Genomic DNA, 23382 nt, shown 5'->3' with positions numbered 1-23382 from the left:
CGAAGCGCCCGGCCGCGACCGGCCGGGCGCTTCGTATGTCCTGGGAGACGGTCAGCCTGGGGCCGCGGGCACGGCACGAACCAGGGCGGACACGTCCTAGTCGGCGCGCAGGTCGCGGCGCAGCTCCTTGGGCAGGGAGAAGGTCAGGGTCTCGTCGGCGGTCGTCACCGGGGTGACCGTGCCGTACCCGTGGCCGGCCAGCTCGTCGAGCAGCTCGTGCACGAGGATGTCGGGCACGGACGCGCCGCTGGTCACGCCGACGGTGGTCACGCCCTCCAGCCAGGAGTCGTCCATCAGCGAGGCGTTGTCGATCAGGTGGGCGGCGTTGGCGCCGGCCTCCAGCGCGACCTCCACCAGGCGGACCGAGTTCGACGAGTTGTCGGAACCGACCACGATGACGAGTTCGCACTCGGGAGCCATCGCCTTGACCGAGTCCTGGCGGTTGGAGGTCGCGTAGCAGATGTCGTCGCTGGGCGGGTCGAGCAGGTTCGGGAACTTCTCGCGCAGGGCGTCCACCGTCTGCGTGGTCTCGTCCACCGACAGGGTGGTCTGCGACAGCCACGACACGTTGTCCGGGTTGCGGACCTGGACCTTGTCGACCTCGTCCGGGCTCTCCACGATCTGGATGTGCTCGGGTGCCTCACCGCTGGTGCCCTCGACCTCTTCATGGCCGATGTGGCCGATGAGGACGATGTCCCGGTCCTCGGCCGCGAAGCGCTTGGCCTCCTTGTGGACCTTGGTGACGAGCGGGCAGGTGGCGTCGATGGTCTTCAGGCTGCGCTTCTCCGCCTCCTCGTGGACGGCCGGGGCGACACCGTGCGCGGAGAAGACGACGATGGCGCCCTCGGGCACCTCCTCGGTCTCCTCCACGAAGACCGCGCCACGCTCCTCCAACGTGCGCACCACGTGGGTGTTGTGCACGATCTGCTTGCGCACGTAGATCGGTGCGCCGTACTGCTCCAGGGCCTTCTCGACGGTGATGACAGCGCGGTCGACACCGGCGCAGTAACCCCTGGGATTGGCGAGGAGCACACGCCGTTGGTTCGTGGCAGTCGTCATCGCAGTCATGCGTCACATCCTAGGTGGCTTGAGCGGTGTACGACCCGAGTGTGGGATAAGGCACCGTCGTGGTCGAACTGATGCAGAACAGGGCCCAAAGTGACGGTACCGTAACGTGGTGCATCCAGTTGGGCTTCGAAGTGGCGAAATCGTTCACTTATCCCCTGCTCATGGTGTTCCCCCCTCCTCTATCCTGGTTCACCATCGCATCTGTTACAGGCGGTCCGCCCTCAACTCGGCCCTGCTGGTTTGCTGGACGCGAGCCGCTCACCCCACCCGCCGACAGCATCAGGAGCCCCCGTCCTATGTCGAATCCGACACTCGCCACGAAGCTGGTCACCCTGGTCAAGGGGATCTTCGGGCGCAAGGAAGCCGTCACCGAGTCCGAGACCGCGGACCAGAAGACGGCCGAGACCACCGCGGCCCCCGCCGCCAAGACCCAGGACGAGGCCGCGAAGACCCCAGAGGAAACCCCCGCCGCCAAGGCCGAGAAGCCGGAGGAGGCCGGTCCCGAGGCCGAGAGGCCCGCCGAGGACGGGTCCGCCGAGCCGAAGGCGGAGAAGGCCGGGACCGGTCCCGAGGCTGGCAAGGCTGCGGAGCCCGAGGCCGAGCCCGAGGCCGAGGCGCCCGCGGAGGAAAAGCCCGCCGAGCCGAAGGCCGGAGGGACCGAGGCAGAGCCCGCGGAGGAAAAGCCCGACGGGCCCGCCGAGCCTGAGGAGGCGAAGGAGGACCGGGAGGCTCGCGCTGAGCCCGCCGCCCCGGCCACCGCGGACGTCCCCGAGGAGGGCCCGGCCATCGCCGAGGAGCTGGAGGCCGCCGAGGCGCACACCACGGTCTCCAGTGACGACGTCCTGGAGAAGGTCCGCAAGGGCGCAGCCCCCGCGGTTGAGGACCTCGCCGTTCCCACCTATGACGATCTCACCCTGCCCTCGGTCCGCGCCCGCCTGCGCAAGCTCACCATCGAACAGGTCCGCGACCTGCGCGCCTACGAGGTCGCCCACCAGGGGCGCCCCGAGTTCATCAAGATGTACGACAACCGCATCAACAAGCTGGAGTCCGGGGCCTGACGTGCGCGTACGGCCTGAGATGACGGAAGGGCCGTCGGCACGTGGCCGACGGCTCCCGCCGTCCTGAGGGGCCAGCCCGGGCGCTCCGCCGCCGGGGAGGACGCGATCGGCTGACCGCGCGGCCCGTGCGGTGTGGCGGGCCTGCCCCGAACCGTCCCCGCCCTCCTCTAGGCTCGGTTGGCATGGGCATGGAGAGTTCCGCCGAGGCGCCGCAGCCGGTGCGTGTCGTCCTCAACGCCGTCGGCCAGTGGATCGGTCGCCTGGGCCGGATCTGGGTCGAGGGCCAGATCGCCGAGCTGAACCGACGCGGCCGTATGGCCTACATCACGCTGCGCGACCCCGTCGCCAACGTGTCGGTGCGCGTGGTCTGCCAGACCTCGGTGCTGGACGCGCAGAGCCCGCCCCCCGAGGCCGGGGCGCGCGTCGTCGTGCACGCCAAACCCGACTTCTACGAGGTCCGCGGCATCTTCTCGCTGCGCGCCCTGGAGATCCGCCACGTCGGCCTGGGCGAACTCCTGGCCCGGCTGGAGCAGCTGCGCCGCACACTGGGCGCCGAGGGGCTCTTCGACGCCGAGCGCAAGCGCCTCCTGCCCTTCCTGCCCAACACCGTCGGGCTCGTCTGCGGCCGGGACTCCGCCGCGGAGCGCGACGTGCTGGAGAACGGACGCCGCCGCTGGCCCGCCGTGCGCTTCGAGGTGCGCCCGGTCGCGGTCCAGGGCGACCGCGCCGTCCGCGAGGTGCTGGAGGCGCTCAAGGAGCTGGACTCGCGCCCGGAGGTCGACGTCATCGTCATCGCCCGGGGCGGCGGCTCCCTGGAGGACCTGCTGCCCTTCTCCGACGAGGCCCTCGTGCGCGCCGTCGCCTCCGCGGGCACCCCCGTGGTGAGCGCGATCGGGCACGAGCAGGACGCCCCGCTGCTCGACTACGCCGCGGACGTGCGTGCCTCCACCCCCACCGACGCGGCCAAGAGGGCCATTCCCGACGTCGGTGAGCAGCTGGAGATCGTCCGCCAACTCCGCGACCGGGGCCGACGCGTGCTCAAGGGCGCGGTGGAGCGTGAGCTCTCCTGGCTGGAGGGCATGCGGTCCCGTCCTGTACTGGCCAGCCCGGTGCGTGAGATCGACCGGCTCACGGAGCAGGTCGCGGACCTGCGCGACCGGGCCCGCCGGAGCCTGACCGTGTCGCTGGACCGGTCCGCCGACGGCCTCGGACACACCCGGGCGCGCCTGCACGCGTTGTCCCCGGCCACCACGCTGGCGCGCGGGTACGCGATCGTGCAGCGCGAGGACGGGTCGGTGGTGCGCTCCGCCGGGGAGCCGGACACCGGGGAGGCCCTGCGGGTGCGCTTCGCCGAGGACAGCCTGACCGCCACCGTGGAGTCAGTCCACACCGAAGACACCGCCGAGGGGGAGTAGAGATGGCCGCCAAGGAAGCCAGGGCACAGGACGAGGGCACCGCCGAGCCGGAGCTGAGCTACGAGGAGAGCCGGGAGGAGCTCAACACCGTCGTGCGTCAGCTGGAGTCCGGCGGGCTCAGCCTGAAGGAGTCCCTGGCCCTGTGGGAGCGCGGCGAGGAGCTCGCCCGCGTGTGCGAGCAGTGGCTGGAGGGCGCCCGTGCCAAGCTGGCCGCCGCCATGGACGAGCGCCGGGACGACTCCCCGGGGAACGAGGACACGCCCTTCTGATCCTCTGGCCGGCCCGGCCTACCTGCGGCCGTTGAGCTCGTTGCCCAGGTCGCGGATGTTGCCGGGCAGGCCTCGGAACACGCCGATCACCAGTACCAGCGCCGTGCCCAGGAACAGCCAGGGCGCGACCTCGGCCAGTCGCGAGGCCAGGCCCAGGGCCAGCACCCGCGCGAACCCCTCACTCCCGAGGGCGAGCACGCTCTCCGCGGCGACCACGGCCGCGAAGAACGCGATGGGCGGACTCACTGACAGTGACAGCAGGTCGCTCGGCCGTACCAGGAACGCGCTGAGCAGGCAGGCGAGGGTGAAGGCGATGCCCGGGGCGGTGGGGATGCCCGCCCCGTGCGCGACCATGGTCCCGGCGAAGCTGAACACGGCGATGGCCAGGACGCCGCCGCGCCCGGTCAGGCGGGGCGTGCGCCGCGGCGCGTCCGCCTCCGGTTCCGGGGCGGGGCGTTCCCGTTTCCCGGCGCGAGGTACGTCCCGGCCGTGACCGTTGGACCGCACGAAATATGGTGCGTGCCCGGAATCCGGACCGTCCGCCTTCCGTGGGGGCATAGCCTTTCGCCTCCCAAGCTTATTGCTCAGCGTGATCAGTGTGTCACTTCATGTTAATGGCCGGTAGCCTTTTCCGGGGATCGTGTTGTCCTTCCACGGACTTGCCCCCATCCGCGGCGAACACGCCTTCCTCCTGTTGGACCCCGGGAGGGGTCGTCCCGGTTCTGGTGTTTCGTGGGAGCACGTCCGAGTGGCCTGTCCCTCGCGGCCGGACCCGTACGGCTCCAGGGTTCAGGGGCCGTGGACGCTCTCGCCCCGCTCCCTCGGGGACGGACCCGCCTCCCCGTCGCCCACACGCCGGATTCCGTCCCAGCCGGGGTTCACCCCGCGGCCCGTGTCCGGATCCCGGCCGTCCTGCCCGGACAGCTCGGGCGCGGTCACCGTGCGCGGCCGCTCCTCCACCCCCGCCGGCCGGTCCAGCTCGCCGTCCACCAGCCCCAGCTCACCGAAGCGGCGCGCGGCCACCAGCACCCGGCTTTCCAGCGATCCCACGGTCTGGTTGTAGGCGCTCACCGTCCGGGTCAGCGCCCGGCCCAGTCCCTCCACGTGTCCGCCCAGCCTGCCCAGCCGTTCGTGCAGCTGCTTGCCCAGGTCGAACACCGCCCGCGCGTTCTCACTCAGTGCCTCCTGCTGCCACGCGTACTGCGCGGTCCGCAGAAGAGAGATCAGCGTCGTCGGCGTCGCGATGTGCACCCGTCGCGCCATCGCGTGTTCCAGCAGCTCCGGGTCGTACTCCAACGCCGGGGCCAGGAAGGCCTCACCGGGGATGAACAGCACCACGAACTCCGGAGCCGGGGTGAACGCCGTCCAGTACGACTTCGACGCCAGCTGGTCCACATGCGTGCGCAGGTGCCGGGCGTGGACGCGCAGGTGCCGGGCGGCCTCCTCCTGGCCCGCCTCCACGGCGTCCAGGTAGGCGGCCAACGGGACCTTGGAGTCCACGACGATGTTCTTGCCGCCCGCCAGACGCACCACCATGTCCGGCCGCAGCGCGCCGTCCCGTGTCGCGGCCTGCTCCTCGAAGTCGCAGTGCGGGCCCATCCCCGCCAGCTCCGCCACCCGGCGCAGCTGTAGCTCGCCCCACCGGCCGCGCGCCTCGGGCCGCCGCAGCGCCGTCACCAGTGACTGCGTCTGCTCGCGCAGCCGTTCCGAGCCCTCCCGCACGTACTCGACCTGTTTGGCCAGCTCCGCGTGCGCGGCGGCCCGTCCCGCGTCCGTCTCCCGCAGCTGGCGCTCCACCCGGTTCAGGGTCTCGGTCAGCGGCTCGACCATGCGCTCCACGGCTCGTCGCCGCTCGTCCAGGTCGCCGCCGGCCTCCGCGTTGACCGCGCGCAGCCGTCCCTCCGCCAGTTCCAGGAAGCGCTGGTTGGTCTGGTCCAGGGCCTGCGCGGACAGGGTGCGGAACCGGTCGGCGAGCTGCTCCTCCACGTAGGCGGCGCGCTCCCGGGCGGCGCGCGCGTCGGCCCGGGCCTCGGCGTCCCGGCCGCGGGCCAGGGCCCAGCCCACGGCGGTGCCGACCGCCAGGCCGATCAGGAGCACGAGTACGAATGCGAAGCCGTCCATGGCGACCTATGGTGTCAGCCCGTGTCGGGGCGGGGTTCCTCGCCACGCAGTACATCGGTGAGCAGACCTACCAAGTCCGGCATGTCCACCGCCTCGGGGTCGTGTAGCCACTGCAACTGGAGGCCGTCCATGGCGGCCACGACCAGGGCCGCTGCCTGTTCGGGTGTGGCGCCGCCCGCGAGCCGGTCGCCGTGGCGGACGCGCACGGTCTCCGCGACCCGCTCCCGCAGCCGGGCGTAGCGCCCCCTGAAGTAGTCCCCGGCGGGGTGGCCGTCGGTGACGGCCTCGGCGGACAGCAGGGAGTACAGCCGTACGAGTCCGGGGCGCCCGGTGTTGAGCGCGGCGACCCGCGCCAGGTGGGACAGCTCGGCCTCCCCGCCGAACTCGGCGGCGTCCGCCTCGTCGCGGCGGGCGAGTACCGCCACCAGCAGCGCGTCCTTGCTGGGGAAGTGGTGCAGCAGGCCCTGCTGACTGAGTCCGGCCCTCTCGGCCACCGCCGCCAGTGAGCTGCCCCGGAACCCGTTCTCGGCGAACTCCTCCAGCGCCGCGGACACGATCTGCTCGCGCCGCCCGGTCGCGGGCGGACGTCCGCGACCGCGCCGGACGCGGACTGCCGGGGAAGGTGTCTGCTCGGTCATCAGAGCCCCAGGGTATCCGGGCGCGGAGCCGGGCACCGCGCGGGCTGGGGGCGGCCGTTCACCCCGGGGAACTATTTTTCCGAGTACTCAGTAGGTAAATTCGTCCCACATGTTCGCGCGCAGCTCCGGGAGTTTCGACATGAGCACACCGACAGACGCCGACTCCGCCCGCGCGCAGCGGGTGGAACAGGCCCTGGCCGCACTCGACCTGGAGGGCAGGGTCCGCCTGCTCTCGGGCGAGTCCACGTGGGCGGTCGCCGCCAACCCCGGTATCGGCCTCGGCCGACTGGTGATGTCCGACGGCCCCGTCGGCGTGCGCGGCGAGCACTGGACCCCCAACGACCCCTCGGTCCAGCTGCCCAGTCCCACCGCCGTCGCCGCCACCTGGGACCGCGGCCTCGTGCGCACCGCGGGACACCTGCTCGCCCAGGAGGCCCACCGCAAGGGCGTGCACGTGCTGCTCGCGCCCGCCGTCAACATGCACCGCTCACCACTGGGCGGGCGCCACTTCGAGACCTACTCCGAGGACCCCCACCTCACCGGGGAGATCGGCACCGCCTACGTCCTGGGAGTCCAGGACGGGGGAGTGGCCACCACCGTCAAGCACTTCGTGGCCAACGACTCCGAGACCGACCGCTTCACCGTTGACGTGCGCGCCGACGAGCGCACCCTGCGCGAGATCTACCTGGCGCCCTTCGAGCGCATCGTGGCCGGGGCGCGCCCCTGGGGCGTGATGGCCGCCTACAACAAGGTCAACGGCACCACCATGACCGAGCACGCCGAACTCAACGCCGTGCTGCGGGAGGAATGGGGCTTCGACGGCTTCGTCGTCTCGGACTGGACCGCCGCCCGCGACACCGTCCGCGACGCCCTGGCCGGGCTCGACGTGGCCATGCCCGGCCCCGGCACCGTCTACGGCCAGCACCTGCTCGACGCCGTCCGCGACGGCCGGGTCCCGGAGGAGGCGGTGACGGCCCTCGCCCGCCGGGTGCTGCTGCTCGCCGCCCGGGTGGGCCTGCTGGAGGGGGCCGAGCCCGTCGTCGCCCCGGCCGACCGCCCCGCCGCCCTGGACGGGCGCGCCGTCGCCCGCGAGGTGGCCGCCCGCTCCTTCGTGCTGCTGCGCAACGAGGGCGCCGCACTGCCCGTCGAACCGGCGCGCGTGCGCCGGTTCGCGCTCGCCGGCCTGGCCGCCTCCGAGGCCCGCACCAGCGGCGGCGGCAGCGCCAGCGTCTTCGCCGAGCGCACCGTCACCCCGCTGGAAGGGCTGCGTGCCGCCCTGCCCGGGGGCGTGGACCTGACCTACTCCGTCGGCGTCGACCCCCGCGTGAGCATGCCCGCCGTGGCCGTCCCGCTCACGGCCACCTTCCGCGCCGCGGACGGGCGCGTACTGGCCACCGAAGGCTTGCCCGACGGCACCGCCCGCTGGATCGGCGAACTGCCCGAAGGCGTGACCAACGCCGAGCTCGACAGCGTGGAGGTGGGCGGGACCTACACCCCGGCCGTCGACGGCGAGCACCTGTTCGGGGTCTCCGGCACCGGGCACCACGTCCTCGCCGTCGACGGCCGGGCGGTCCTGGACGAGGAGCTGCGCTCCGAGAGCGGCGACCCGGCCGTCGCCATGTTCGACCCGCCCGCCGCCTCCGTGCCCGTGGCCCTGACCGCCGGTGAGCCGGTGCGGGTGAGCGTCACCAAGTCCCACCAGGACCTGGGCATGGGCGACTTCGCCTTCATCGGTTTCGCCCTCACCCACCGCGAGCCCATGGCCGACGACGACACCCTCATCGAGGAGGCCGTCGGGGCCGCACGGGAGGCCGACGTGGCCGTCGTCGTGGTGGCCACCACCGCCGAGGTGGAGTCGGAGGGCTTCGACCGCGAATCGCTCACGCTGCCCGGACGCCAGGACGAGCTGGTCTCGCGGATCGCCGAGGTCAACGACCGCACGGTGGTCGTGGTCAACGCCGGTGCGCCGGTGGAGATGCCCTGGCGGAACGACGTAGCGGCCGTCCTGTTGACCTGGTTCGGCGGCCAGGAACTCGGCGGGGCGCTCGCCGACGTGCTGCTCGGTGACCGCGACCCCTCCGGGCGCCTGCCCACCACCTGGCCGGTCGCGCTGCCGGAGAGCCCGGTCAGCCAGGTGGTCCCCGTGGACGGCGTGCTGGACTACTCCGAGGGCGTGTTCGTCGGCTACCGCGCCTGGGACCGCGCCGGAGCGGTTCCGGCCTTCTGCTTCGGGCACGGGCTGTCCTACACCCGGTGGCGCTACGACGCGGTCGAGCTCCTCCCGGAGGAGGGGGCCGACGACCACGCGGACGCCGGCGGTGGGGACGTGCTGGCCCGGGTCCGCGTGCACCTGACCAACGAGGGGGACCGGGAGGGCCGCGAGGTCGTGCAGGTCTACCTCGCACCGCACGAGCCCGGCGACCGCCCCACCCGTGTCCTGGCCGGGTTCGCCACGGTGGCCGCGGCGGCGGGGGAGGCCGTGGAGGCGGACGTCACCGTCCCGCGCGAGGCGATCCGCGTGTGGGACTCCAACGCCCACGGGTGGGAGTACGTCGCGGGCGGCTACGACCTGCTCGTGGGCCGCTCCCACGACGACACGCGCCTGTCCGCCCGGATCGAGGCGGGATAGGCGGAGCGGTGACCGCTCCACGGGCCCGGGCCCGTGGAGCGGGAGCCCCCGCCCGGTCGGAGGGCCGGGGCTGCCGGGGCTGTTTAGCAGGGGGATGCGGCAGAGGAGGGAGGGTTCGGGGAAAGCGGCCGCTTCCGGTCATCCACTTTCCTTGTGCAAAAGTTTTCGAGACCCTGGAAGCTCCGTTCATGTGACGGTCGGCCCCTCACCGTCCCCGCTCCCCGCATACCTCACCGCCCAGGAGGCCCTCTCCCATGCGACTGGAGACCTATACCAGCGGCACCGGCGACCGCACCGCCCTCCTCGTCCACGGCTCCATGTCCAGCCACGAGACCTGGCACGCCGTCGAGGCCGACCTCGTCCGGCGCGGCCTCCGCGTGGTCAGCGTCGACATGCGCGGCCACGGAAACAGCCCGTGCGGGGACTACTCCGTGGAGGCGCTCGGGGACGACCTGGCGGACTCCCTGCCGGCCGGCGCCGACGTCGCGGTCGGCCACTCCATGGGCGGGGTGGCGCTCTCCCTGGCCGTGGAACGGCTGCGCCCGGCCCGCGCGGTCTACGTCGACCCGGCCTTCCGTACGCCCCCCGCGTACGGCGACGCCTGTGAGCGCATGCGTCAGCTCTGTGCCACCGCCGACGCCGACCACGTGCGCCAGCGCAACCCCAGGTGGAGCGACGCCGACGTCGAGAGGGAGGTCAGGGGTTTCGCCGCCTTCGACCCGGAGTTCTTCGACTTCGTCGCGGCCGAGGTCGCCGGGGGAGACTTCCTCCCGGAGAAGCCGGTCGTCCCCTCCCTCGTCCTGCGCGCCGAGAACAGCGTCACCGTCACCTCGCAGGCCGCTCGCGAACTGGCCGGGCGCGGCTTCGCGGTCAAGGTCGCGAAGGGTGCCGGGCACTGCGTCCACCGCGACGACCTTCCCGGCTTCCTCGCCGCCCTGGAGGAATGGTTGTAGTGCGGTGACCGGGAGCGTTCACCGGATGGTCTTGCCCGTACTGGAGGTGTCGGCGGTCGAGGTCGCCGGTACGGGCAAGACCATCGCTCTCGGGCGCCGCGCCCTGTCAGGAGCCCCTAGCGTCGGGAGCCCCCGCAGGGCTCGGGACGCAGCTCCTGAGGGCGCTGCTCCATTCGTGCACCGAGGGCCAGAACTCCTCGGGCAGGGGCTCGGGGGTGAACATCCACGTCCGCTCCCAGGCCGGAGAGGCATGCCCCGAGATCTCCGGGAGCGGCTCGTAGGGCGGCGGCCCGCCCACCGGGTACCAGGTGTACTCCAGCGGTTCGAGCAGGGCCATGAGCCGCTCCTCCACGCCCCGGCCCGGGCGGACCTTCACCAGCATCCACGGCCGGTACCTCCGCAGGACCTCCAGCCCTCCGGCGACCACGTCCGGCTCGGTTCCGGCCGTGTCGATCTTGAGCACCGTGGGGAAGGCCGCCGCCTCCTCGTTCCACCGCGCCAGGGTGGTCACCCGCACAGCGGCGTGTGACAGGTCGGTGCGGGTCGAGCGCGCCAGGGTGTTGCACATGTCATTGTGTCGGGACCTGCGCAGCTGGGCGGTGCCGGTGTGGTTGCTCAACGCCAGTTCCACCACGGTGAAACCCAGGTTCGCCGAGGAGGACACCGCCCGGGCCGCCGAGGCGAGCTCCGGGGTCGGCTCGAACGCGAACACCGGGCGGCGCGTGCGCGCGGCGGCCAGCAGGGAGTACACACCCACCCCCGATCCCACGTCGAACACCGCGCCGGGCCGGGTGTGCTGAAGCATCGCCATGAAGCAGGCCAGGCTGTCCGGCTCATGCCTGGCCAGACCGAACGCGGCCAGCCGCCGGGGCACGGTGAGGCCGCCCGGCAGTTGCAGGGTGAGGCCGTCCGGGCCGAGCCGGCGCGTGTCCGACTCCAGCCGGGGCAGGGAGAAGGCCACCCTGCGGCTCCACGGCGGGACCCGCTCGGGATCCAGCCCGCCCAGCCGTTTGGGCAGGCGGCCCCGGAGCTTGCGGGTCGCGAAGCGGATGAGCGGGTAGCGACGAACAAGCGCCCTCAGTTGGTCGGTGACCACAGTTGTCTCCCCCCAGGAACGGGGCCGCGACGGGAACGGACGGTCGTCCGTCGCCCGCGGCGACGGAGCACACCGACGTTTCGCTCTCCCCTTGCGCTCCGGCTCCGTGACGCCCCGCGGGGTCCTTCGGTACCGGTGCGGCGTACTCCCCGTGCCAGCGGCCGTTGTGCGGTCCAGGGCCGGGGCGGGGTGTGCGACGAGTGGCCCGTGCGCACCGAACGGCTTTCGCCCCCGGTCCCCGGCAGTGTTCGTCGAACCTACTGTGAGTAGTGGCCCCGGTGCACAGTGTTTCGGTGATTGGCCCTGCTTTCCGTCCGAGCCTGACCACCCGCGACGGATCGTCCCACCCGTGGAGCCGCATAGACTCTGACCTTGTGAGTCTGTCTATCGGTATCGTCGGCCTGCCCAACGTCGGCAAGTCCACCCTTTTCAACGCGCTGACCAAAAACGACGCTCTGTCCGCGAACTACCCGTTCGCGACCATCGAGCCCAACGTCGGAGTCGTGGGCGTGCCCGATGCCCGGCTCGGAAAGCTGGCCGAGATCTTCGGCTCGGCGAAGATCCTCCCCGCGACGGTGGACTTCGTCGACATCGCGGGCATCGTGCGCGGCGCCTCCACCGGTGAGGGCCTGGGCAACAAGTTCCTCGCCAACATCCGCGAGAGCGACGCCATCTGCCAGGTGATCCGGGCCTTCGACGACCCCGACGTCACGCACGTCGACGGTGACATCGAGCCCTCCCGCGACATCGAGACGATCAACACCGAGCTGATCCTCGCGGACCTCCAGACCCTGGAGAAGGCGATCCCGCGCCTGGAGAAGGACGCCAAGCGCAACGCCAAGGACAAGGACGCCCAGGAGCTGCTCCAGGCTGCCCGCGCCGCCCAGGAGGTCCTCAACGAGGGCACCTCGCTGTCCGTGGCCCGAGACGTTGACCTGGACCGCCTGCGCGAGCTGAGCCTGCTCACGGTCAAGCCGTTCATCTACGTGTTCAACCTCGACACCGACGAGCTGGCCGACGAGGCTCTGCGCACCAAGCTCCAGGAGCTCGTCTCCCCGGCCGAGGCGATCTTCCTGGACGCCAAGATCGAGGCCGAGCTGGCCGAACTGGACGAGGACGAGGCGCAGGAGCTGCTGGAGTCCATGGGCCAGACCGAGTCGGGCCTGGTGCAGCTGGCCCGGGTCGGCTTCGCCACCCTGGGCCTACAGACCTATCTGACCGCCGGGCCCAAGGAGGCCCGCGCCTGGACGATCAGGAAGGGCGCCACCGCCCCCGAGGCGGCCGGTGTCATCCACACCGACTTCCAGCGCGGCTTCATCAAGGCCGAGGTGGTCTCCTTCGACGACCTGGTCGAGGCGGGCGACATGCAGGGCGCCCGCTCCGCGGGCAAGGTCCGCATCGAGGGCAAGGAGTACGTGATGGCCGACGGCGACGTGGTGGAGTTCCGCTTCAACGTGTGACCCGCCCGTGAGCCGACGGGGGCCGCGGAGCCGCGCCGAGCGCGTGGCCCGCGGCTTTTTCGTGCCCCGTGTCCGGGGCCCGCCCGGGACCTGCTCCCCGACCGTCACCACCGCTGGAGCCGGCGGGGCGCGCCTTCGGGGCCGGGGCGCCGTGCCCCTTCCCGTTCCCTCGTCGTTCGGTCGGCGGCTCCCTGACCGCCGGGGACACACCTTGCTCTCCGCCAGGAAACTAATCCCTTTCCGGTCCGACCATAATTGCGGTGAAGTACACGGCCACAGAGTGAGTTAGCTGGACTATTGCCGTATTGTGCACCTTTTGAGAGGTTCAGCCGATGCACGCAATGTGCGGTTGAGGGGGAAACGCGGAGTCACCAAGGACGCTCCCAACCCGCACAATGCCTCACTATAGGGATGGGGTAGACAAGGCATGGCGGATACGCCGTTCGAAGCGAGCGGTACGGAACTGTGTGCAGGAGGCGGGGATGGCGAATGCGTCACGGCGCGGTACCGCCGCGCGTGACCGGGAGGACGGCGACATGGAGCTCGACGCCCCCCGCGCCCGACGGCTGCGGGCCGGAGCGGGCGGGCGCTGGTGGGTCGGCGTGGGACGCGCCGTCCTGTGGGCGTTCATCATCGTCGTCGTCTTCAACGGCATCTGGTTCCCCCTGCGCGGCGGTTTCGCCCTGCCCAGTACGTCCGAAGAGCCTGAGAGCGGCGACACCGTCACCTACCCGGAGACCGCCGCCGCGGCCTTCGGCCTCCGCTTCGCCGACGCCTACCTCAACACCGAGGACCCCGAGGCCCGCCTGTCCGAGCTGGCGGCGTTCGTCCCTGAGGGGGAGGCCGCCGCACTCGACGTTCCCGCCGACAGCCTCACCGGCGAGAACCTCACGGTCGTCGCCGTGAACGTGGAAGACGACCACAACGCCCTCGTCGTCGTGCGGGCCGACGTCAACGGCGAGCCCATGCGCCTGGACGTGCCCGTCTACGCCGACGACGACGCCTTGGCGGTGTCCGGGAGCCCCGCGCTGCTGGCCGCGCCCACCCAGGCGTCCCCGCCCGAGGGCTCCTCCTTCGAGACCGATCCGCAGGCGGAGGAACAGCTCAAGGAGGTGCTGTCCGGTTTCTTCGAGGCCTACGCGGGGGAACCGGCGCACCTGGAGCGCTATCTGGAACCGGGCGCCGCTGTCGCCCCGCTTCCGGAGAACAGTCTGGAATTCGCTGAACTGTCCGATATTACGGTGCCATCCCAAGCCTCGAACGGGAATGATGACGTACGGCAGGTGGCGACGACCGTCCGGTGGGACCTCCCGGCCTCCGACGAGGCCGAAGCCGGACAGCTGACGCAGAACTACCTGGTCACCGTCGTGAACTCCGGCAGCGAGTGGCACGTGCGTGACATCCAGGGCGCCCCGCACTCGTTCGGCGGATGACGGGGCCTGTAGGCAAGGAGAAGAGAAGGACCATGCGCACACCAGTAACGACACCGGGGGGTGAGGCCTGACATGCTCCCCCTGATGTCCTCCACACCGGACGTGTTCCACGCCGCCGGAGGCGCCGACCTGCTCTTCCTCGCGACGGAGACCACCCAGGACGCCCCCGACACCGGTGGCCTCGCCGATTTCCTGCGCGGGTTCTTCGGACCGCTCTTCCTGGTCATCGTGTCCATCGTGGCGGTGTTCTTCCTGTTCACGCGGGAGATCACGCGGTTCGCGCAGTTCATCATCCTGGCGATCTTCATCGGGATCGTCTTCTACGTCCCCGGCATCATCGAGGTCATCGCGGTGGCGCTCGCCCGAGCGATGGGCGTATCGACGGAATAGGCGAGGGAGGCCGGGAACGTGGATCTGCCCACGTACACCAATATCTGGCGTATCGAGAAGCGGCTGTACAAGCTCTACGATTTCCGGCTGCCCATGCCGCTTCCGGTGGGCACCTTCGGGGTCGCCCTGGGCGTGTTCGCGCTCTGGGTGGTCCTGCTCAGCCTCCTCAACGCGCCGTTCGTGTTCGGCAACGGCTGGCACCTGGTCCTGTGGGTGGTCCCGCCCGGGGTGATCACGGTGCTGGCCACGCGGCCGGTGGTCGAGGGCAAGCGCCTCACCGAGCTGCTCATCTCGCAGGCGCGCTTCCTCGCCGAGGCGCGTGTGTACAACCGTCTGGCGCCCGAGTACGAGCCCGCCGAGGCCCGCGTGACGGTACGCGTGTGGCACCGCGCCCCCGAAGCCGGTCCGCTGCCCCCGGCGGGGCGGCGGCGCGCCGAGCGTGAGGCGGTCGAACCCGAGGCCGCCGAGCCTCTCGTCCAGGACGCCCCCGCCAGCCCCTCCCGTTCCGAGGCGCCCCCGCTGCGGGGCGTGAGCGCGTCCGCAGGCCACGAGCCGGTGGCCGAGGAGGAACCGGCCTCCGCCCGGGCCGGGGCTGAGAGGGTGCCGGCGGGAGCGCCCGAGAGGGTGAGGGCACCGAAACGGGCAGCGGGGACGTTCGCCGTCTCGGCCGCCGCCCGGAGGGCTCCGTCCGCGCCGGAGCGCGCCCCCGTGGAACGGGCTCCCGTGGCCGTCGCCGCACGTCCGGACCCCGAGGAGCGGCAGACCCCGGCGCCCGAGGAGGAACCCGGCGCGCACGGCACTTCCGGCGGCGGTACCGGTGGTGCGCATGGACAGCCGCCCCGGCGCGGGGTCGGCCGCCGCATGCTCGACTACTTCGGTTTCGGCGTCGAACCGGGGGCGCACCAGCCACCGGAAGAGCCCCGTCGTCCCAGGACGGACGAACAGGACGGCCCCGAGGACTCCGACGGCTTCGACGGGGAGGCGGTCTACGGGACCGAGGGCGAGGAGCAGCGCGACAGCGACGCGTGGTTCGCACGCCTGCGCGCCTCCTCCGGCGAGACCCCCGTCGGCCTGACCGCCAAAAGCGCCTACAGCGTCGGCGACACCACCGCCATGAACCGTGACGAGCTGGCCGACGCGGTGGTCGAGCGGCAGCGCTCACAGGAACGCGTCCGTGCCGAGGAGGTGGCGCGTGCTTCCGCCTCCGAAACCGAGGAGGAGACGACCGCCGCCCGGCGCCTGCGCGGGCGGACGCAGGGCATCCGGGTCACCAAGGACCTGGAGGAGCGCCGGTCCGAGAGGGTGCGCGAGCGCGGCCCGAAGGAGCAGCCGACCGTCCGTGCCCGGGGCCAGGGGCTCCCGGACACCGGTGCTGCTCCGGAGAGGTCCCGGCGCCGGGGCCGTCCCCACGCCGCCCCTTGGGAGCTGGGGGAGTCGGGGAGGAAGGCGGGGCCCGAGGGCTACGCCGACCTGTCGGACTACGCGGCCCGTTACGCGGCCGCCACCGGCCGCCCCGCAGCCGAGGCTGACGCCGCGCCCTGGCTGCCTCCCGCCTCCGCCGCTCCAGAGGAGGAAGCGCGTCCGGACTCCGGAGAGCGTCCGGACTCCGGAGAGCGTCCGGACGGGACCGCCGCGGACCGCCCCGGGAAGCTGAAGTCCCCGAAGCCCAAGTCCCCGGGGGCACTCTGGGACACCGCCGAGCGCGATGAGGCCGGTACCTCCGTCAGCAGGGAGCGAGCCGCGGGGGAGGCCGTCCCCGGCAGCGGGGCCGACGAGCGCGCGGGCGCTGACACCCCCGACACCGGATCCCGTGGGCGGTCGGCGGCTGAGACCGCCAAGGACAAGCCCGCGCTGGAACTGGACCACGGCACCGGTGAGCAGGACGCCATGCCCCCGCGGCCGCGGGAGGAGCCCGAGGACCGCGGCCCGGAGTGGAGCGAGCACATGTCCGTGCTCGACCAGCACCTCAGCACCGCGGACACCCCGGCACCGCCGCGCCCCAAATTCGCCGACGCCGTGCCCGAGCGCGGGCAGGACGGCGAGATCAAGGACCCCTCGGAGTGGTTCGAGGACGGCAAGAAGCGCCATCCGGACCAGCCCAAGGTGGGAGACCGCGGCAACCCCGTCATCCCCGCCAGCGAGCTGCGCGAGGAAGACGTCGTCACCCCGGGCCCGGAGGAGGCCTCCGACACGGAGGAAGCGCCCACCGAGCCGTCGGCGGACGCTTCCGGACCCGCCGAGGAGCCCAAGCCGCCCACCCAGCTCGACCACGGGACCGGCGAGCTCGTCAGCTTCACGGAGGTGCGGGACGACCACGGGCGCGGTGACGACGACGTCCGGGCGGACCCCGGCACCGTGCCGGCCCGCCGTACCGCCTCCGACCTGGAGGCGGCTGAGGCCGCCGCCCTGGCACGCCGCCGCGAGGCTGCCCGCGCCGCCTCCCGGCCCGAAGCCTCGGCCCCCGGCGCTTCCGAGGGCCCCCGTGGCGGCGAACCCCCCAGGGCCCAGCAGAGCATGCGTGCCGCCGACCCCGCCGGCACCACTCGCCGGGACCGGGAGACCGCCGACACCACTGACACCACCGGCACCACCCGTCGGGAGCGGGGCGCCGACGCCTCCGACGATCCGTGGCTGTCCGCGTCCCGGAGCGGCGGCGGCTCCGTCCGCGACCCCCGGGCCAACCCCAGCATGGCCGACGCCCTGGCAGCGAAACGGGCCCTCGGCCGGGCATCCTCCGACGTCCCACGGCCGCAGGACCAGAGCACGCGGGACGACGGCGCCCCGAGCCGACCCGCGCGGTCCGAGGACGAGGGCGAGGTCTGGGACCCGCACGAGACCGGTGACGCCCACGACGGCGTCTTCCACCGGGTCGCGCAGAACGCCCGCAGGCTCGGCCAGCTCTTCGGCCAGCCCGCGCCCGGCGAGGAGCCCGAGCCGGTCGGGCACGAGCCCAGGCCCGAACTGGAACTCGACCACGGCACCGGCGAGCAGGAGAGCCTGGGCGAGACCCCCGACGGCGTCCCCCCAGAGACCTCCGAACCGTCCGGGGCCCGAAGGAGCGAGGAACCCGCCGGCGACTCCGGCGGTACCCGCGGCTGGCGGCGCCTGGCCAAGGTGGTCACCGGTGGCGCGGCCCCGGTCCGCTCCGACCTGCCCGCCAGCGACATCGAGCGCCTGCGCGCCCCCCTGGACGGGCCACGCAGCATGGTCGTACTGGGCTGTACCGGCGGCGCCGGGCAGACCGTCACCGCGCTGATGGTCGGCCACACCCTGGCCGCGCACCGCGACGACCACGTCGTCGCCGTCGACGTCAACCCCGGTCCCAACGGGCTCTCCCGACGGATCGGCGCCCAGACCCCCGAGACACTCACCGGTCTGCTCGCCAACGCCGGGGCCGTCCGGGACTACGCCCAGATGGGCGGCTACACCAGCCGGACCGGAACCGGCCTGGAGGTCGTGCAGACCCTCGACGACCCCTACGTGCAGACCCTCGACGACCGCGACTACGGCCAGCTGGCCTCACTGCTCGGCGGCTTCTACGGCATCACGCTGCTGGATCCGGCGGCCACGGGTGTGGCGCGCGCCCTGCCGGTCGCCGACGGGCTGGTGCTGGTGGCCCCGGCCAACGCCGACGCCGAGCGCGCGGTCTCCATGACCTTCGACTGGCTGGACGGCAACGGCTACGGCTCCCTGCGCGCCAGGTCCGTGCTCGTGGTCAACGGGGTCAGCAAGCGCAGCCTCCAGGACGTGGACGCCGCCGAGCGGGTGGCCCGCGGCCGCTGCCGCGCCATCGTCCGCATCCCGTGGGACGACCACCTGGGCTCGTCCTACACCAAGATCGACGTCGGCGCCCTGCGTCCGGCCACCAAGCGGGCCCACGGTGCCCTGGGCGGGGTCCTGGTCAACTCCCTCACGCAGCAGTAGCCGGGTCGGTGCCGGGGGCACGACGGGCTGACAGAGCGTAGCCCCCGTTCGGGGCGGGCCGGTGCCCGTCCCGAACGGGGGCTCGGGGTTGCCGGGTCAGCGACCCACAGGGGTGAATTCGCGCGCGGAGAGGAACTCCGGACGCGGGCTGGGAGCGCTGAACGGCTTCTCGCAGGCGTTCTCGACGCTGTTGAACACGATGAAGACGTTCGACCGCGGGTACGGCGTGATGTTGCCGCCCGAGCCGTGCATGCAGTTGGAGTCGAACACGGTCACTCCGCCCGCGGGGCCGGTGAGCACGTCGATACCGTGCTGGTCGGCCAGGAAGGACAGGGAGCTCTGGTCGGGCGTGCCCACGTGCTGGCTCTTCAGCGAGGACCGGTAGTGGTCCTCCGGGGTCTCGCCCACGCACGACACGAACGTCTTGTGCGAGCCCGGCATGATCATCAGGGCGCCGTTGTGCTCGTAGTTCTCCGTCAGGGCGACGGAGAAGCTGACCGCACGCATCCTCGGCATGCCGTCCTCGGCGTGCCAGGTCTCGAAGTCCGAGTGCCAGTAGAACGAGCCGCCGCCGAATCCCGGTTTGTAGTTGACCCGGCTCTGGTGCACGTACACGTCCGAGCCGAGGATCTGACGGGCGCGCTCGACCAGGCGCGGGTCGTTCACCAGGTCGGAGAAGACCTTGCTGATCTTGTGTACCTCGAACACCGAGCGCACCTCGTCGGAGGTGGGCTCGACGATCACGCGCTCGTCACTGCGCAGCTCGCGGTCGGAGCTGAGCCGCTCCAGTTCGGCGCGGTAGGTCCTGACCTCCTCGGCGGTGGCGAGGGAGGGGACCTGCGTGTAGCCGCGGCTGTCGTATCCCTCAAGCTCGTCGGAGGAGAAGGGGCCGTCGCCGGTTCCCCAGACGGCGGGGTCTCGGCGGTACAGCAGGGCGGGTTCGGAGCTCTTTCGGGTCGGGTACTCGTCCGCGGTCGATGTCGGAAGATCCATCTGCAGAGTCATGGTCGATCCCCTTACGGGGCTCATCCTCTCTGAGGTCGACGGTTTTTCCTACGACACGCGAACTTAACAAAGGCTAGGCATTCCTCATGCGCCGCCTCCCGAGCGCCTTGTTTAGCAGCTCCTTTTCTGGGTATGACAGTTATACTATATGGGGCAAAACATTCTTTCTGGCTTGGGTTTTTTCATGCTTTGCCAACCTCTTTTCTGTTGAATACGACCGCCTACCTGCATTGTTTCACCCGGGGTGATCGATGGCGGGTCGGCATGTGCATCTTCGCAGGTCGTCCAGTTGCGGCTTTCATCCTCGGCGAACCCCATTACAGAGAGCACTTTTGCTGTGCGCTAACTCACACGGATATGGTTCAGGGGATGGTTCATAATCTCCGAGGGGGTCTCCGGGCCGTCATCCCGGCTTCGGGAGGAGTTTCCCGCGAAGGGATGGCGCGAAAGGTCGGGTCATCGCACAGTAGTGGGATCCTTGTTTCCTCCGCCCGCTCGAAGAGGAGAAAACGTGCCCCCCTTCCCCCGCGTACTCGCGGCCGTATCCGCGGCCGTTCTCGCCGCCGTCCTCGGCTGGGCCTCCCCGGCCGCCGCGGACCACGTCCTGCCTCCGGGCATCCCCAGCACCTCCGCCGCCCAGAGCCAGCTCAACTCCCTCACCGTCCAGGCCAAGGGGCCGCAGACCGGTTACGACCGCAGCCTCTTCCCGCACTGGAACGTCGTCGACAGCCCCTGCACCGCCCGCCAGTACGTGCTGGTCCGCGACGGACACAGCGTGGTGACCGACAGCAACTGCCAACCGACCTCGGGACGGTGGTACAGCGCATTCGACAACGTCTGGTGGGGCGGCGACGTCTCCCAGGTCAGCGTCGACCACATGGTCCCGCTCAGCGAGGCGTGGAAGACCGGTGCCGCCGACTGGACGACCGACCGCCGCCGCGACTTCGCCAACAGCGTCGACTCCCCCCAGCTGTGGGCGGTCACCGTCAGCAGCAACAGCTCCAAGGGCGACAAGGACCCGTCCCAGTGGATGCCGGGCAACGGCGCCGTCCACTGCGACTACGTCAAGTCCTGGGTCAACGTGAAGTACAGGTACGACCTCACCGTCACCCCGACGGAGAAGTCCTCCATCCGGAGCACCATCAGCAGCGCCTGCTGAGCTCTCCGGTAGGCGGGCCCGTCCCCTCCCCGGGGGACGGGCCCGCCGCCCCCTGCCCCGGCACCTTCCGCGGAGGTTCTGGCGCGCCGTAACCCCGTCCGCTTCTACGGCTCCGGCACGATGCTCCACTATGGGGAGTGGCGCAGGCGCCGGGCCGGGCGCGCCCCGCGGGTCGTGTCCCTCCGGAGCACCCGGCCCCCACCGGGCACCCCGGACCCGGAGCGCCCCGCCACGCGACGCGACAGAAGGGCTACCAGATGACCGGCACCAGGGGGACCCGCGGAGCGACCCGCCTCGCGGTTCGCTACTTCGACGACCGCGTGCTGTTCAGCGACAGCGAGGCCTGGGCCTACTTCCGCCTGCCGACGGTCTCCTACGAGTTCACCACCCCCGATGAGCGCCAGGCGCTCGCCACCAACGTCACCATCGCCCTCGCCGCCATCCGCATGAACGACGCCGAGGTCCACCTGCGCGTCGCCCACCGCACCTACCCGGCCGCCGACTGGGCGACCCGGCTCGACGGCACCTCCGACTCCGGCCCCGGCTGGTACGACTACCTCGACGAGATGTACCGGCACGTGTGGGCCAAGGACTTCTGGACCAAGGAGGTCTACCTCGGCGTCCGGCTCGGCCAGCGCAACCCCGGCGCCGGGCTCGGACTGTTCTCCCAGCTCTTCGGCGTCTACCAGCGCACCGAGCAGGCCCTGGGCATCAACGACGACGCCGTGGACGACAAGGAGATCGCCCGCTGGACCGACCAGTCCGAACGGCTCGGCCGCGCCCTGGCGGCCAGCTCCCTGCACGCCCGCCACGCCACCTCCGACGAGATCGCCTGGCTCATCCGGCACGCCGTCAGCGGCACCGCCGAGGAGATCCGCCCCTCGGCCGCGGGCAGGCGCACGTGGGGACGCGGCGAGATCGAGGCGCTCGTCGACGGCGTCGTGCACAACGGCCGCTCCATGCTCCGCCTCGAACAGCCCGCCGGGTCCACCCACGTCGCGTTCCTGTCCTTCGCGCGCTTCCCGGACCTGATGCCCTTCCCGGACGGCGAGCCGTGGATGCACCACGCCGACGCGCTCCCGTTCCCGGTCGAGATGTCCCTGCGTATGAAGCTCATCCCGCCCGCCAAGGCCTCCAAGGACGTCGGCCGCAAGCTCGCCCACGCCCGAGACATGGACGCCCACATCCGCGAGGCCGGGGTGGAGGCGCCCATCGCGCTCGCCGAGCAGATCGACGCCGCCCGCATGCTGGAGCACGGCATCACCAAGGAGCGCCTGCCCTTCGTCTACGGCTGGCACCGCCTCATGGTGTCCGCGCCCACCGAGCGCCTCCTCGTCCAGCAGGTCGAAGCGGTCGTGGAGCACTACCGCGACATCGGCATCGACGTCATCAACTCCACCGGGGACCAGTTCTCCCTGTTCAACGAATCGCTGCCCGGCGACCGCATCCGGCTCAACGCCTACGCCCAGCGCCAGCCGCTGCGCACCATCGCGGGCGGTATGCCCACCGCCACCGTCGACGTCGGCGACCGCGTCGACCACACCGGCGGCGGCTGGGTCGGCCCCTACATCGGCGAGACCCTCGGCCGCGCCCGCTCCATCGTCCACTTCGACCCCATGGTCGCCGCGGCCCGTAACCGGCCCACCGCCATCGCCGTCACCGGCGAGCCCGGTGGCGGTAAGACCACGCTGGCGCTGCTGATGATCTACCAGCTCGCCCTGCGCGGGGTCACCGTGGCCGCCATCGACCCCAAGGGCGACGCCGAGTCCCTGGTGGAACTCCTCCAGCGGCGCGGCCGCAAGGCCCGCATCATGTCCCTGGGATCGGCCCAGCCCGGCCTGCTCGACCCCTTCGCCTTCGGCGACGACCTGCCCGCCAAGAAGACCATGGCCACCGAGACCCTGCGTCTGCTCCTGCCCCGCATGAGCGAGGAGCGCGAGTCCGCCATGATCCAGGCGGTCGCCGCCGTCGCCAACCAGCCCCAGCCCTCCCTGGCCAAGGTCGTGGACCACCTGGTCTCCTCCACCGGGGCGGCCTCGCGCAACCTGGGCGCCGTCCTTCAGTCCATGTCCGACATGCGGCTGGCCAGCCTGTGCTTCGACCCCCAGGGCGACGCCCAGATCGACACCGAGGGCTGGACCACCGTGTTCACGCTGGGCGGGCTCACCCTGCCCGACTCCGGCGTGGGGCGCGACGACTACTCCTACGAGCAGCGCCTGTCCGTGGCCCTGCTCTACCTGGTGTCGCAGTTCGCCCGCCGACTCATGAACGGCCTGGACCGGCACCTGCCCAAGGCGATCTTCCTGGACGAGGCCTGGGCGGTCACCTCCACCCCCGAGGGCGCCAAACTCGTCCCCGAGGTCTCGCGCATGGGCCGCTCCCGCAACACCGCGCTCATCCTCGTCTCCCAGAACGCGGGCGACCTCCTCAACGAGCAGGTCACCAACTGCCTGTCCTCGGTGTTCGCGTTCCGCTCCAGCGAGCGCTTCGAGGTGGAGAGCGTCATGTCCCTGCTGGGTGTCGATCCCACCGAGGACCACCTGGCCGTACTGCGCAACCTCGGCAACGGCGAGTGCCTGTTCCGGGACCTGGACGGCAGGTCCGGGCGGATCGGCGTCGACCTGGTCTCGGAGAACCTGCAACGCTGGCTGGACACCAACCCCACCCGCCAGCGCCCGGGCGAGGAGGACGAGGGCCTGGTGTTCACCGGCGGGCGCGACGAACAGGCGTAGGGGCGGCCGTACCCGAGCCACCCAGCGCGCGG

The 23382-nt window shown here is 71.8% G+C and carries 17 protein-coding genes; 11 read left to right on the top strand and 6 right to left on the bottom strand.

Features of this window, described 5'->3' with window-relative positions:
• Positions 1-96: 96 nt before the first annotated feature.
• Positions 97-1068: a 4-hydroxy-3-methylbut-2-enyl diphosphate reductase gene (locus AC0T5L_RS12480; protein ID WP_476165597.1), complete on the bottom strand. Its 972-nt coding sequence runs from the start codon at positions 1066-1068 to the stop codon at positions 97-99.
• Positions 1069-1364: 296 nt separating this feature from the next.
• Between AC0T5L_RS12480 and AC0T5L_RS12475 the strand changes: the two genes are divergently transcribed.
• The 3 genes from AC0T5L_RS12475 to AC0T5L_RS12465 all read left to right on the top strand — a co-directional run bounded on the left by AC0T5L_RS12475 (position 1365) and on the right by AC0T5L_RS12465 (position 3810).
• Complete coding sequence (locus AC0T5L_RS12475) at positions 1365-2126, top strand: DUF8129 domain-containing protein (protein ID WP_476165596.1); 762 nt, start codon at positions 1365-1367, stop codon at positions 2124-2126.
• 182 nt (positions 2127-2308) lie between these two features.
• Positions 2309-3541: an exodeoxyribonuclease VII large subunit gene (xseA, locus tag AC0T5L_RS12470; protein ID WP_476165595.1), complete on the top strand. Its 1233-nt coding sequence runs from the start codon at positions 2309-2311 to the stop codon at positions 3539-3541.
• 2 nt (positions 3542-3543) lie between these two features.
• The gene (locus AC0T5L_RS12465; RefSeq protein WP_476165594.1) at positions 3544-3810 is read left to right on the top strand and encodes an exodeoxyribonuclease VII small subunit; all 267 of its coding nucleotides are present in this window, start codon (positions 3544-3546) and stop codon (positions 3808-3810) included.
• Positions 3811-3828: 18 nt separating this feature from the next.
• Here AC0T5L_RS12465 and AC0T5L_RS12460 read toward each other — a convergent pair whose 3' ends face one another.
• From AC0T5L_RS12460 to AC0T5L_RS12450, 3 genes are all read right to left on the bottom strand, one after another.
• The gene (locus AC0T5L_RS12460; RefSeq protein ID WP_476165593.1) at positions 3829-4368 is read right to left on the bottom strand and encodes a DUF6542 domain-containing protein; all 540 of its coding nucleotides are present in this window, start codon (positions 4366-4368) and stop codon (positions 3829-3831) included.
• Between the two features lie 231 nt (positions 4369-4599).
• On the bottom strand, positions 4600-5931 hold the full coding sequence (locus tag AC0T5L_RS12455; protein WP_476165592.1) for a DNA recombination protein RmuC: 1332 nt from the start codon (positions 5929-5931) through the stop codon (positions 4600-4602).
• A 14-nt stretch (positions 5932-5945) separates the two neighbouring features.
• Positions 5946-6569 (bottom strand): TetR/AcrR family transcriptional regulator, encoded by a 624-nt coding sequence (locus tag AC0T5L_RS12450; protein ID WP_476165591.1) that lies wholly within the window; start codon positions 6567-6569, stop codon positions 5946-5948.
• Positions 6570-6708: 139 nt separating this feature from the next.
• Between AC0T5L_RS12450 and AC0T5L_RS12445 the strand changes: the two genes are divergently transcribed.
• Positions 6709-9198: a glycoside hydrolase family 3 protein gene (locus AC0T5L_RS12445; protein WP_476165590.1), complete on the top strand. Its 2490-nt coding sequence runs from the start codon at positions 6709-6711 to the stop codon at positions 9196-9198.
• Between the two features lie 254 nt (positions 9199-9452).
• A complete protein-coding gene (locus tag AC0T5L_RS12440; protein ID WP_476165589.1) occupies positions 9453-10151 on the top strand; it encodes an alpha/beta fold hydrolase in 699 nt (232 codons plus the stop codon).
• A 106-nt stretch (positions 10152-10257) separates the two neighbouring features.
• On the opposite strand, the gene AC0T5L_RS12435 is transcribed toward AC0T5L_RS12440, so the two are convergent.
• Entirely contained in the window at positions 10258-11247 is a 990-nt protein-coding gene (locus AC0T5L_RS12435; protein WP_476165588.1) for an FkbM family methyltransferase, read from the bottom strand.
• 374 nt (positions 11248-11621) lie between these two features.
• Here AC0T5L_RS12435 and ychF point away from each other — a divergent pair, with 374 nt between their 5' ends.
• The 4 genes from ychF to AC0T5L_RS12415 all read left to right on the top strand — a co-directional run bounded on the left by ychF (position 11622) and on the right by AC0T5L_RS12415 (position 18454).
• A complete protein-coding gene (ychF, locus tag AC0T5L_RS12430; protein WP_476165587.1) occupies positions 11622-12707 on the top strand; it encodes a redox-regulated ATPase YchF in 1086 nt (361 codons plus the stop codon).
• A gap of 482 nt (positions 12708-13189) precedes the next feature.
• Entirely contained in the window at positions 13190-14140 is a 951-nt protein-coding gene (locus tag AC0T5L_RS12425) for a conjugal transfer protein (RefSeq protein ID WP_476165586.1), read from the top strand.
• A 72-nt stretch (positions 14141-14212) separates the two neighbouring features.
• On the top strand, positions 14213-14530 hold the full coding sequence (locus AC0T5L_RS12420) for a hypothetical protein (RefSeq protein WP_476165585.1): 318 nt from the start codon (positions 14213-14215) through the stop codon (positions 14528-14530).
• A gap of 18 nt (positions 14531-14548) precedes the next feature.
• Positions 14549-18454 (top strand): TcpE family conjugal transfer membrane protein, encoded by a 3906-nt coding sequence (locus AC0T5L_RS12415; RefSeq protein WP_476165584.1) that lies wholly within the window; start codon positions 14549-14551, stop codon positions 18452-18454.
• Between the two features lie 96 nt (positions 18455-18550).
• Here AC0T5L_RS12415 and thpD read toward each other — a convergent pair whose 3' ends face one another.
• The gene (thpD, locus tag AC0T5L_RS12410) at positions 18551-19459 is read right to left on the bottom strand and encodes an ectoine hydroxylase (protein WP_476165583.1); all 909 of its coding nucleotides are present in this window, start codon (positions 19457-19459) and stop codon (positions 18551-18553) included.
• A gap of 511 nt (positions 19460-19970) precedes the next feature.
• Here thpD and AC0T5L_RS12405 point away from each other — a divergent pair.
• On the top strand, positions 19971-20618 hold the full coding sequence (locus tag AC0T5L_RS12405; RefSeq protein ID WP_476165582.1) for a GmrSD restriction endonuclease domain-containing protein: 648 nt from the start codon (positions 19971-19973) through the stop codon (positions 20616-20618).
• Between the two features lie 257 nt (positions 20619-20875).
• Entirely contained in the window at positions 20876-23350 is a 2475-nt protein-coding gene (locus AC0T5L_RS12400) for an ATP-binding protein (protein ID WP_476165581.1), read from the top strand.
• The last annotated feature ends 32 nt before the right edge of the window (positions 23351-23382 follow it).

It is taken from the genome of Nocardiopsis sp. TRM 82005 (genome assembly GCF_056312425.1).
The sequence above is the reverse complement of the archived record's forward strand: the minus strand, read 5'-3'. Positions and strand labels throughout refer to the sequence as shown.